This window comes from Gracilibacillus thailandensis, assembly GCF_010994055.1.
Classification (GTDB): Bacteria; Bacillota; Bacilli; order Bacillales; family Amphibacillaceae; genus Gracilibacillus; species Gracilibacillus lacisalsi.
Genome location: NZ_WJID01000070.1, coordinates 1 through 12221, shown reverse-complemented (window position 1 = coordinate 12221; position 12221 = coordinate 1). Strand labels below are relative to the sequence as shown.

General features: G+C 35.8%; 15 protein-coding genes. 11 read left to right on the top strand and 4 right to left on the bottom strand.

The features are described from left to right. Positions 1-8: 8 nt before the first annotated feature. A complete protein-coding gene (locus GH715_RS17845; protein ID WP_153836522.1) occupies positions 9-890 on the bottom strand; it encodes a metal ABC transporter permease in 882 nt (293 codons plus the stop codon). A gap of 13 nt (positions 891-903) precedes the next feature. After that, positions 904-1656 (bottom strand): metal ABC transporter ATP-binding protein, encoded by a 753-nt coding sequence (locus GH715_RS17840; protein ID WP_153836523.1) that lies wholly within the window; start codon positions 1654-1656, stop codon positions 904-906. A 210-nt stretch (positions 1657-1866) separates the two neighbouring features. Here GH715_RS17840 and GH715_RS17835 point away from each other — a divergent pair, with 210 nt between their 5' ends. The 11 genes from GH715_RS17835 (at position 1867) to erm(A) (ending at position 11067) form a co-directional block, all read left to right on the top strand. Continuing rightward, positions 1867-2223 (top strand): arsenate reductase family protein, encoded by a 357-nt coding sequence (locus GH715_RS17835; protein WP_153836524.1) that lies wholly within the window; start codon positions 1867-1869, stop codon positions 2221-2223. A gap of 24 nt (positions 2224-2247) precedes the next feature. Beyond that, a complete protein-coding gene (gene gcvH / locus GH715_RS17830; protein WP_153836525.1) occupies positions 2248-2631 on the top strand; it encodes a glycine cleavage system protein GcvH in 384 nt (127 codons plus the stop codon). A 191-nt stretch (positions 2632-2822) separates the two neighbouring features. Continuing rightward, on the top strand, positions 2823-3173 hold the full coding sequence (locus GH715_RS17825; protein WP_153836526.1) for a ribonuclease M5: 351 nt from the start codon (positions 2823-2825) through the stop codon (positions 3171-3173). A gap of 17 nt (positions 3174-3190) precedes the next feature. Further along, the gene (locus GH715_RS17820) at positions 3191-3514 is read left to right on the top strand and encodes a thioredoxin family protein (RefSeq protein WP_153836527.1); all 324 of its coding nucleotides are present in this window, start codon (positions 3191-3193) and stop codon (positions 3512-3514) included. A gap of 203 nt (positions 3515-3717) precedes the next feature. Beyond that, on the top strand, positions 3718-3870 hold the full coding sequence (locus tag GH715_RS22025; RefSeq protein ID WP_476729760.1) for a YuzK family famiily protein: 153 nt from the start codon (positions 3718-3720) through the stop codon (positions 3868-3870). Between the two features lie 400 nt (positions 3871-4270). Next, on the top strand, positions 4271-5056 hold the full coding sequence (gene sufC / locus GH715_RS17815; RefSeq protein ID WP_153836528.1) for a Fe-S cluster assembly ATPase SufC: 786 nt from the start codon (positions 4271-4273) through the stop codon (positions 5054-5056). Between the two features lie 15 nt (positions 5057-5071). Next, positions 5072-6379: a Fe-S cluster assembly protein SufD gene (sufD, locus tag GH715_RS17810; RefSeq protein ID WP_153836529.1), complete on the top strand. Its 1308-nt coding sequence runs from the start codon at positions 5072-5074 to the stop codon at positions 6377-6379. Then, positions 6379-7599, top strand: a complete 1221-nt coding sequence (locus GH715_RS17805; protein WP_153836530.1) for a cysteine desulfurase — start codon at positions 6379-6381, stop codon at positions 7597-7599. Before sufD ends, GH715_RS17805 begins: the two co-directional genes overlap by 1 nt. After that, positions 7589-8032, top strand: coding sequence for a Fe-S cluster assembly sulfur transfer protein SufU (gene sufU / locus GH715_RS17800; protein WP_153836531.1), 444 nt, complete (start codon positions 7589-7591; stop codon positions 8030-8032). The genes GH715_RS17805 and sufU overlap by 11 nt, the downstream gene beginning before the upstream one ends. 33 nt (positions 8033-8065) lie before the next feature. Beyond that, positions 8066-9463, top strand: a complete 1398-nt coding sequence (sufB, locus tag GH715_RS17795) for a Fe-S cluster assembly protein SufB (protein WP_018930854.1) — start codon at positions 8066-8068, stop codon at positions 9461-9463. Between the two features lie 872 nt (positions 9464-10335). Beyond that, on the top strand, positions 10336-11067 hold the full coding sequence (gene erm(A) / locus GH715_RS17785; RefSeq protein WP_153836532.1) for a 23S rRNA (adenine(2058)-N(6))-methyltransferase Erm(A): 732 nt from the start codon (positions 10336-10338) through the stop codon (positions 11065-11067). Between the two features lie 235 nt (positions 11068-11302). Here the strand turns inward: erm(A) and GH715_RS17780 are convergent, their stop codons facing one another. Then, positions 11303-11599: a DUF378 domain-containing protein gene (locus GH715_RS17780; RefSeq protein WP_153836533.1), complete on the bottom strand. Its 297-nt coding sequence runs from the start codon at positions 11597-11599 to the stop codon at positions 11303-11305. A gap of 246 nt (positions 11600-11845) precedes the next feature. Further along, positions 11846-12221 (bottom strand): CotY/CotZ family spore coat protein (locus tag GH715_RS17775; protein WP_163578745.1); only part of this gene is annotated, 376 nt, incomplete at its 5' end.

Sequence of the window (12221 nt, the reverse complement as noted above, 5' to 3'; positions counted from 1 at the left end):
TGTTTCACTTAGTTTTCATAGAATTTTTTACAGTTCCTTAAACGATGCTTTCTACTATTTATTTTTGCTATTACTTTTTTGGTTGCAATCGTAGCTATTAATAAAAGAATGAGTAGCATGACGATCGTACCACCTGGTGGTATTTCTAAATAGTAACCAGATACTAATCCAAAAATAACAGCTGTTTCTCCATATATTATCGCATAAATAATCGTTTGTTTAAATCCTTTTGCAATACGAATACTTGCTGCAACAGGTAATGTCATTAATGCTGAAACTAATAGAACACCAACAATACGTATCGAAGCAGCAATGACGAGTGCAGTTAAAACGATAAAAATAAAATGAATTCTTTTTGCGTGTATACCCGTAACCACCGCTTGTTCTTCGTCAAAAGATAATAAAAATAGTTCCTTATATAAGAAAAAGATAACTACACATACAATAACTGCAATAATGATAATGCTGTACAAATCTTGTCTACTTACTGCTGAAACAGAGCCGAATAAATAATTATATAAGTCTGTATTAAACCCATTTGCAACTGAAATAAAAATAACACTTAATCCGACACCACCAGATAAAATGATTGGGATCGCCAATTCTTGAAATGCAGTGTATACACGGCGCAACCGCTCAACAATGACAGAGCCGATAATGGAAAAACCTAGTCCCGAATAAAATGGTGTGATCAGCATAGCACCTGTCTTTTTTTCTAGTAACAGACCAAATGCAATTCCGGCAAGCGTTACGTGAGATAATGCGTCAGCTATTAAAGACAATCGACGTACTACAATAAAGGCACCCAGTAATGGAGCGATAATACCGATAATAATACCAGTAAAGAAGGTGTTTCTTAAAAACTCATATTCTAATAAATTCATTAACATAATTGTTCCTCCATTAATGCTCATGGGTCACTAGATTTAGTGGGTGACCATAGAAATCCGATAGTTGATCTTGTGATAGTGTTTGGAACTCATTTGGATTACCGTGAAAATGCAGTGTTTTGTTCAAACAAGCTACTTTAGAGGCATGGTGTGTCATCGTTCCAATATCATGGGTTACTAATAATAAAGAGATGTTTTGCTGATTTAATTCATGTAACAAATCAAAAAACTTTTCTACATTTTCAGCATCTACACCGACAGTAGGTTCATCCAATATCAATAATTTTGGATCACTGACAAGTGCTCTCGCAATAAAAATCCGCTGTTGCTGCCCTCCAGACAGTTCTCCGATATTTTCAGAAAGATACTCTGTCATGCCAACTTTTTCTACTGCTTTATAGATGTGTAGTCTATCTTGACGTGTTAATCTTCTGAAATAACCCAACTTAGAAGTGAGTCCCATTGTTACGACTTCTTCTACTGTTGCAGGGAATCCACTGTTAAAGCTGTTTGCTTTTTGTGAAACGTAACCTAATTTATTTTTTTCTTTAAATTTACGAATTGGTTGACCGAAAAGCTGGATTTCCCCGGTAGTTGGTTTTTCCATCCTCAACAAAAGTTTGATTAATGTAGTTTTACCTCCACCATTCGGGCCTACCAGTCCAATGAAGTCACCTTCGTTTATTATAAAATTAACTTTTGATAAAGCTTGTCGCTCACCATAATGAAAGCTGACATTCTCCATCTCAACAATTGGTTTTATCATGTTATCACCTTCGTTTTTAATCTTAACATATTATATCGTAATCATTACGCTTTGTAAATTGCTGAAATCGGAAAATGTGCTATACATAAAGCGAGATTTCCTACCATATAATAATTTATTTCATACTGTCATGACCTACCAACTAGATCATTTGCTTTTTATCTTATCTTTTCGTTAAAATAATAGCAACGAAGAAGAGGAGGCTAATACATGACAGTTCAGTTTTATTGGTATCCTAAATGTGGGACGTGCCGAAAAGCGAAGAAATGGTTAGATGAACATGATGTTGATTATGAAGCTATACATATTGTGGACAACCCGCCTAGCAAGGCAGAATTAAAAAATATTATTTCTAAAAGTGGTTTACCATATAAAAAATTCTTTAACACAAGTGGTAAGAAATATCGAGAATTAGAGTTGAAGGACAAATTAAAGGAAGCCACAGAAGACGAAATGCTGGATTATCTTGCTTCAGATGGTATGTTATTAAAAAGACCACTGACAGTTGACGAAAACCAAGTGACCGTTGGTTTTAAAGAAGAAACATTTGAGCAGACCTGGAATTAAATATACAATTTAGGAGGAGTTTTTATGAGTTTACCTGAAAATTATCTATATTCAAAAGAGCATGAGTGGGTGAAAAAAGAAGAAGCTAAAGTAAGAATCGGTGTAACAGATCATGCACAATCAGAACTGGGAGATATTGTGTTTATTGAATTGCCAGAAGTGGGCGATGAAATTAAAACAGATGAACCATTCGGTAGTGCTGAATCAGTTAAGACCGTTTCAGAATTATATGCCCCTGTAACAGGTAAAGTAGTAGAAGTTAATAGCGAATTAGAAGATAATCCGGAATTAGTAAATGAATCTCCATATGAAAAAGCATGGATGATTGTAGTAGAACCTAGTAACCAGTCAGAATTAGATGATTTATTATCTGCTGAAGATTATGATAAGATGATCAATGAGGCGTAATAAACAGGTAGCATTCGCATGAAGCGGATGCTATATTTTTTAACCAAGTACCATTAGTCTGTCATAACTTGATTAAGTGTATCCATACAATAAAGTGAGACTTCCATCAGTAAGAGCTTACGTGACGATTACGCCGTGATAACATAATAGCTTTTGGTTTTATTTGAACTTTGATGAAGTAGGTGAGCCAATTGTCAAAACAAGAAATAAAAGTAATCATAGTCGAAGGTAGAACGGATAAAGAAAAAGTGGCAAAATTAGTAGATGAAGAAGTAGAAATTGTCTGTACTAATGGTACGATTAATGTGGAACGGTTGGAAAATTTGATTGAAATGTTTAATATGGATTATCGGGATGTTTTTATCCTAGTTGACGAGGATAAGGCTGGGAAGAAATTAAGAAAACAACTTTCCAAAGAATTGCCACATGCCATTCATATTTATATTGATAAATCGTATCGAGAAGTGGCAGCAACACCTGAGTCTGAGTTAGCAGTAGCACTGATTTCATCACATATTATGATCAACCCAGATTACTTATAATATAGAAGGAGATTGTAATGATAGATATAAAGAAGGAACAATGGAAGAGTTTGTTACATCATGAGGAATCGCTAGTCATTTTCGTGCACACACCTTTCTGTGCAACTTGTCAATTGGCAGAACGAATGTTAGCAATCCTGGAAGAATCGGATCAAGCGCAGTTCTTTTATCGAATGAATGCGTCGTTTTTTCCAGAGTTTATGAAGGAAAATAAAATCCAGAGTGTTCCGGCTCTATTATTGGTAAAAGATGGATTGGTTGTCGATCAATTGTATGCTTTTGAATCGGTAACTAAATTACATGCCGTTTTGGAAGGATGGAAACAAAAACAAAGCATTTAGCAATAAAATCAAGTAATTTGTAAGAATTTATATCATATATTTTTCAGCTAGTTATATTTGATTACAGGTGGTTGTGTATCTGCGCTGATCTCCTCACAGAGCATTTGGTCACTATGTTAGAAGATGTTACAATAATAATTGTCAAATAAAGAAAGGATTGATTTATTATTAGTGACCAATTACATCTACAGTACACAACGGAAATGGAAAAAGCGATGCATCAGTCGCACGGAGTAGGATATGCGGAATACAGCCGTAAACTCTCTCAGCGATTAGATGTAGAAAAAGAAAGAGAAACTAGCTATAAAAAAAGCCAAGAAGTTGTGAAAGACGTAGAACGCTTAGTTCACAGATAATAATTGGATGTTAGAGGAAAATAAAAATAAATGAAATGAAAATAGACACAAAGATACAACAGTTACTTTTCGATAAGTAGCTGTTGTTTTTTATAGAGTTAGAAAATATAAACGAAAATGTCTCAAGCAAACGTTAGCATTAAAATAAATTATTAATTGGTTTACAGTATGTATCTTGGCCGAATCTGGAATGGATAGGCTTTTATTAGTAATAGATCGATAAATACAGGTTAAGTGTGGTATAATATCAGACGGAATGAATAAAATCAGTTGTTTTCGATAGCGGTAAAATGGTTGATTATAGATTCGAAATAGTATAAGATTATAATGAGAATAAAGTGAGAATGGATTTAATTCCACTTCAAATCAATACATTTAAAAGCTTTGGAGGTATGTAGTTATGGCAAGTTCTACTTTAGAAATTAAGGATCTTCATGTTGAAATAGAAGGTCAGGAAATATTAAAAGGTGTTAACCTTACCATTAAAGGTGGGGAATTCCACGCAGTAATGGGACCGAATGGTACTGGTAAGTCAACGTTAGCATCTGCAATTATGGGACACCCAAAATATGAAGTAACAAAAGGTGAAATTCTTCTCGATGGGGAAGATGTTTTAGAAATGGAAGTAGATGAGCGTGCACAAGCTGGTCTATTTTTAGCTATGCAATACCCAAGTGAAATTAGCGGTGTAACAACTTCTGATTTCTTACGTTCTTCTATTAACGCGCACCGTGAAGAAGGCGACGAAATTTCATTGATGAAATTTATTAAAGAGATGGACGAAGCTATGGACTATCTAGAGATGGATAAAAACATGGCACAACGTTACCTAAACGAAGGTTTCTCCGGTGGTGAGAAGAAACGTAACGAGATTCTTCAATTAATGATGTTAAAACCAGCTATTGGTATCCTTGATGAAATTGATTCTGGTCTAGATATCGATGCGTTAAAAATAGTATCTAAAGGTATCAATAAACTACGTGATGAGTCATTCGGTTGCTTGATCATTACGCACTATCAACGTTTATTAGATTACATTACACCAGATAAAGTACATGTAATGATGAAAGGTCGTGTAGTGAAATCTGGTGGACCTGAGCTAGCTCAACGCCTAGAGGCGGAAGGTTATGACTGGATTAAGCAAGAACTTGGTATTGAAGATGAAACTGTAGGACAAAAAGCATAAGGTAGGAGGTATCGTATGACTGTGGAAACTAAACTGCCATATGATCAGGACTATGTCCGATCATTTTCAGAAAATAGAAAAGAACCGGAATGGATGAAAGAGTTGCGCTTGCAAGCTCTTGATTTAGCAGAAGGGCTTGAAATGCCAAAACCGGATAAAACAAGTATAAAACGTTGGAAGTTTGATGACTACAAACACGATGTTGCTGGTGAATCCATCAACTCAATCAATGATTTACCTGAAGATATTCAAGTGTTCTTAGATATGGAAAAGCACAATGAGAATCTTGTCATCCAACGTAATCAATCTGTAGCGTATAAATCACTTGCTTCTGGACTAGAAGAAAAAGGAGTTATACTAACAGACATTCAAACAGCATTACAAGAACATAGTGACCTTGTAAGGCGCTATTATATGAAAGATGCTGTACAAATTGATGAACATAAACTAACTGCACTACACACAGCATTAATGAACGGCGGTGTCTTCGTGTATGTACCGAAAAACGTACAAATTGAAGAGCCGCTACAAGCTATTTTTTGGCAAGAAGATCCGGAAGCAGCTACCTTTAACCATGTGATTGTAGTAGCAGAAGCGAACAGTTCTTTAACGTATGTGGAGAACTATATTTCACAAAATAAAGAAGAACATGCGGTAGCTAATATCGTGACAGAAGTTATTGCGCATGATAATGCGAGCATTAACTTTGGATCTGTAGATAATTTTGCTGCAGGCACAACGGTTTATGTTAACCGCCGTGGAGTAGCCTACCGTGATGCACGAATTGAGTGGAACCTTGGTCAAATGAATGACGGTAACACCGTATCTGAGAATATTACACACCTCATTGGTGATAACTCATATTCTTATGCCAAAACAGTTTCTGTAGGTCGTGGAGATCAATCTCAAAACTATACAGCTAAAATTGTCCACTTTGGTAAACAAAGTGAAGGTTTCATTCTTCAACACGGAGTTATGAAAGATAGCGCATCCTCAATTTTTAATGGTATTGGAAAAATTGAACATGGTGCAACAAAAGCAAATGCGGAACAAGAATCTCGTGTATTAATGTTAAGTAGAGATGCTAGGGGAGATGCAAACCCTATTCTGTTAATCGATGAAGATGATGTTACAGCAGGTCACGCAGCATCTGTCGGTCGTGTTGATCCAGTACAACTATACTATTTAATGAGTCGCGGTATTTCTCAGCAAGAAGCTGAACGTCTCATTATTCATGGTTTCTTAGCTCCGGTTGTTAAGGAGATTCCAATTGATGCAGTACGTGAACAATTGACTGAAGTTATCGAAAGGAAAGTCTACTAATGACTATTAAAGCTATTCGTGAGCAATTTCCGATTCTGAATCAAGAAGTAAACGGCCATCCGCTAGTTTATCTTGATTCAGCGGCAACATCACAAAAACCGTTATCTGTCATCGAGTCCATGGAAGCTTATTACAAGCAACATAATTCTAATGTGCATCGCGGTGTCCATACACTGGGAACAAGAGCGACCGACCAATATGAAGGAGCTCGTGATAAAGTGAAAAACTTTATCAACGCCAGTTCAACGGAAGAAGTGATCTTTACCCGTGGAACGACAACCTCACTTAATACGGTTGCTTATGGATATGCTCGTCACGTTCTACAAGAAGGTGATGAAATTGTTCTTACTGAAATGGAACACCATAGTAATATTATTCCTTGGCAGCAGGCGGCGAAATATACTGGTGCAACCTTAAAGTATATTCCAATGGAAGCTGATGGAACTTTGACACTTGATTCTGTCCGCTCTACTGTTACGGAAAATACGAAACTGGTTGCTGTAACACATGTTTCTAATGTGTTAGGTACGATTAATCCGATTAAGGAAATTGCTCAAATTGCTCATGACAATGGTGCAGTAATCGTAGTAGATGGTGCCCAAAGTGTTCCACACATGCAAGTGGATATGCAAGACTTGGATTGTGATTTCTATGCTTTTTCTGGCCATAAAATGTGCGGTCCAACTGGTGTTGGTGTCCTTTATGGTAAGAAAGCATTATTGGAAGAAATGGAACCAGTTGAATTTGGAGGAGAAATGATCGATTTTGTTGGCCTTTATGATTCTACATGGAAAGACCTTCCATGGAAGTTTGAAGGTGGAACACCAATAATCGCTGGAGCAATTGGTTTAGGTGCAGCGATTGATTTTCTATCCGATTTTGGTATGGATAATATCTTAGAACATGAGCAGCAAATTGCGAAGTATGCACAAGAAAAACTTTCTAAAGTCGATGGATTGACCATTTACGGACCTAAGGAACGTGGTGGTTTGGTAACCTTCAATATTGAGGGTGTTCATCCACACGATACAGCTACAGTTCTGGATGCAGAAGGTATTGCCGTAAGAGCTGGTCATCATTGTGCGCAGCCTTTAATGAAATGGTTAGATGTGACTGCTACAGCAAGAGCAAGCTTTTATCTATATAATGATGAAAGTGATGTTGACCGATTAGTTGAAGGAATACAGCGAGCGAAGGAGTATTTCGGCGATGTCATTTAATAATTTAGATACATTGTACAGACAGGTTATTATGGATCACTATAAAAATCCTCGTAACCGTGGAACTTTAGCGGACGAATCTGTTACAATAGATATGAACAACCCTACATGTGGTGACCGTATTGAATTACACCTTCAAGTTGAAGATGGCACAGTAAAAGATGCGAAATTTGAAGGGGAAGGTTGTTCGATCAGTATGTCATCTGCTTCTATGATGACACAAGCAGTGAAGGGGAAAAATGTAGAGGATGCTTTAGAAATGTCATCCATTTTTTCCAAAATGATGTTAGGTGAAGACGTAGAAGATGTGGATTTCGACCTTGGGGATATTGAGGCACTGCAAGGTGTTTCCAAATTCCCGGCAAGAATTAAGTGTGCAACATTGGCGTGGAAGGCGATGGAAAAAGCAGTAGCAGCCGACGAAGAGGAGTAAGCACAAAGAAATCCTAATATAGGAGGTAATAGTATGGCTAAAAAAGCACCTGAAATAGGCGAATATAAATATGGCTTTCATGACAGAGATGTTTCGATTTTCCGTACTGAAAAAGGTCTTACACGTGCAGTAGTGGAAGAAATTTCTCGTATGAAAGAAGAACCAGAGTGGATGTTAGAATTCCGCTTAAAGGCATTAGAACAATTCTATAAAAAACCAATGCCACAATGGGGTGGCGACCTTTCAGAATTAGACTTTGATGAAATTACGTATTACGTAAAACCGTCTGAGCGTTCTGAGCGTTCTTGGGATGAAGTACCAGATGAAATCAAACAAACATTTGATAAATTAGGTATCCCTGAAGCAGAGCAAAAGTATCTAGCAGGTGTATCTGCACAATACGAATCTGAAGTTGTATATCACAACTTAAAAGAAGACTTAGAAGATTTAGGTATTGTCTTCAAAGATACAGATACTGCACTAAAAGAAAACGAAGACCTATTTAAAGAGTATTTTGGTAAAGTTATTCCGGCATCAGATAATAAATTTGCTGCATTAAACACTGCAGTATGGTCTGGTGGATCCTTTATTTATGTGCCAAAAGGTGTTAAAGCGGAGACACCTTTACAAGCATACTTCCGTATTAACTCTGAAAACATGGGTCAGTTCGAGCGTACGTTAATTATCGTTGATGAAGGTGCTTCGGTACACTATGTGGAAGGTTGTACAGCACCAACGTATACAACTAACTCCTTACACAGTGCAGTTGTTGAAATCTTTGTTAAGAAAGACGCATATTGCCGTTATACAACTATTCAAAACTGGGCGAACAATGTCTATAACCTAGTTACAAAACGTGCAACATGTGATGCAAATGCAACGATGGAATGGATCGATGGTAACATTGGTTCTAAATTAACCATGAAATATCCTGCCATTATTCTAAAAGGTGAGGGAGCTCGTGGAAATACGCTTTCCATTGCATTAGCAGGTAAAGGACAGCACCAACACGCAGGTGCTAAAATGCACCACCTAGCGCCTAATACGTCTTCAACCATCGTTTCGAAGTCGATCTCCAAACAAGGTGGTAAAGTATCTTACCTTGGTATGGTACACTTTGGACGTAAAGCAGAGGGTGCCCGTTCTAACATTGAATGTGACACGTTAATTATGGATAATAAATCAACTTCAGATACGATTCCTTACAATGAGATTTTAAATGATAACATCTCATTAGAGCACGAAGCGAAAGTTTCTAAAGTATCGGAAGAACAATTATTCTATCTAATGAGCCGTGGTCTTTCAGAAGAAGAAGCTACTGAAATGATCGTAATGGGCTTCATCGAGCCATTTACAAAAGAACTTCCAATGGAATATGCGGTAGAAATGAACCGTCTTATCAAGTTCGAAATGGAAGGTAGTATTGGATAATTAACTGTAAGTAGTTGATAGATTAAGCTTCTAGTGTGAGGTTAAATGAGGATAACGAGTTCGAGCCTATCTTGTGCCGATCTCGTTATCTTTTTTATATATTCGGGAAAAACTTCTAACTGATCTTCTTTTATCTTTCAGTGATGGAAAGATATTTATCAGCTGTTGTTTTAATGGTTTCATGACCTAAACGATGTGCAAACATATTTTAAATTAGCACCACTTTCTAATTGCAATACTGCATATGTATCTCTGAATCCATGAGTGCCTTTATACTCGAAACCAGTTTTTTGCAATAATCACTGAAAGAATCTCTACAGATGATGGTGTTAAATAAACTTTACGATAAGATTGCACAAGTTGAGCATCATAATATTATTTTAGTGCATCTTCTGCTTTACCCAATTATCTGCCAATCGATACGTATACCTACATAATCTTTTCTTATTGCATCTACATCATTCCAGATGCGTATTAAGCATTGCATCTTTAATATTTAAGGTTTATGATACTCTACTTTAAGTACATAAAATCACTCTTATAAAAATATTAAGAGCAAGAATAAAAAGCTGTAAAAAGAACATCTGGCTATAAAACCAATTCCAAAAAATATATGTAGAGCTTTATTCTAAAAAGTAATTGGAAGTGATATAATAAGTTTTATAAAGGAGGATTCAAATATGTGCACCTGTATTGCAGTAGTAGATTTTACTTTATCTCTTTCATAATGAAAAGATTGGAAAGGAGATAAAAGTATGGGTATATTTTCTATATTTGTTATTAAATGAGTTCATTATCAACCAAATGAAAAATAATTGGTTATAATGAACTCTTATGATCAGTTCATTATAACCAGCAAGGAGAAGGTTATAATGAACCAGAAAAACCCAAAAGACACACAAAATTTTATTACTTCTAAAAAGCATGTAAAAGAAATATTGAATCATACGAATATAAATAAACAGGACAACGTAATAGAAATTGGAGCAGGAAAAGGGCATTTTACCAAAGAGCTAGTCGAAATGAGTCAGTCGGTGACTGCTATAGAAATTGAAGAAGAATTATGTCGAGCTACTCAAAAAGCGGTGGAGCTTTTTCAGAATATAAAAGTTATCCATACAGATATTCTGAAATTTGCCTTCCCGAAAAATGCAGGCTATAAAATATATGGTAATATTCCCTTTAATATCAGTACAGATATTGTCAAAAAAATCGCCTTTGAAAGCCAGTCGAAATATAGTTACCTTCTCGTGGAGGAAGGTTTTGCGAAAAGGTTGCAAAATACGCAACGGGCTCTAAGCTTACTTTTGATGGTGGAAATAGACATTAAAATCCTAAAAAAAGTGCCACGAGAATATTTTCACCCTAAGCCAAGTGTAGATTCTGTATTGATCGTACTTGAACGACACAAACCATTGATTTTAAAAAGGGACTACAAAAAGTATCAATCGTTTGTTTATAAATGGGTAAACAGAGAATATCATCTTCTTTTTACTAAAAACCAATTCCGACAGGCTTTGAAGCATGCAAATGTTACTAATTTTAATAAAATATCAAAGGAACAATTTATATCTATTTTCAATAGCTACAAATTGTTCAGTTAATGAAATGTAACGAAGCGTTCTCTACTTCCTTAGAGGACGCTTTTACTCTCAAAAAACTTTCTAAAAATTAAAAATCAATCAGTGTCTTAATACGTAAAAGATAAAGTGCTTTTATCTTTGTCATAACCTCTATAGCCATAGACAAAAATAAAAAGCACTTAATAATGAACCACTAATCTGTTATATTTTGCATTAGGATCGACATAAAAGCCAGTCCCTGAAATAAAATAGTCGATCAATTTTCTTTATCATTGTTAAATTCAGACGGATCATTTTCTTCTGCAAACTCAGTAGAATAAGCCAAATTTCTACCTCTTTCAGTACCTCTAATTTCTTCATCATCTGGTGCAAACAATAAAGGTAAACAGCATAAAGCACCGATTCCTACTAATGTATAGATGACTCTGGAGAGTGCAGCATCTTGGCCTCCGAATAGTGATGCAACCAAATCAAATTGAAATAATCCGATTAACCCCCAGTTTATCCCACCTATAATTATTAGGGTTAAAGCTATACGTTGAATGGTATTCATTTCAATCACCTCCTTTTTTAGAGTAATGGTTATATTTATTATTAGTTTATTATCCCTAGTTATACGACTGAATATTATGTTTTTGCCAATAAAAAAGGACAGCATCAGCTGCCCTTTTTTCAATCGATTCAAATAACATTTAGACTGTGTAAATTGATTAGCCGGATTGAAGGATTAATAAATTGAAAATCTTTGGTAAAGAAGAAAAGACTCTTCCAGCTATACTGGAAGAGTCTTAAATCATTATTAAAGTACAGAAACAGCAGGTAAGCAAGTAATAGCACAGAAGCAATCTAAATCTACAGTAATACAGATACCAGTACGTTCTAAATTAGCAACTTGTTCGTTGTCAAGCTGCTCACAAGGATCGCCACAAGTTGTGTCATCATTGTCAAATACTAATAGTTCTAGTACTGCACAGCAGTCTTCATCATCCACTTCAGTAACACGGAAAATAAAACTGTTGAAGCATTCGAAGCGGCCACCGCGAACTTCAGTTCCAAATCCTTTAAATGGTTTACCTTTTTTATCATATAAAATAAAAGGTACTGTATCTAAGCCGTTTCCATTTACTGGTGATACCAAATTTTGAATAGATCGTGCACAGCTTACATCACATCCA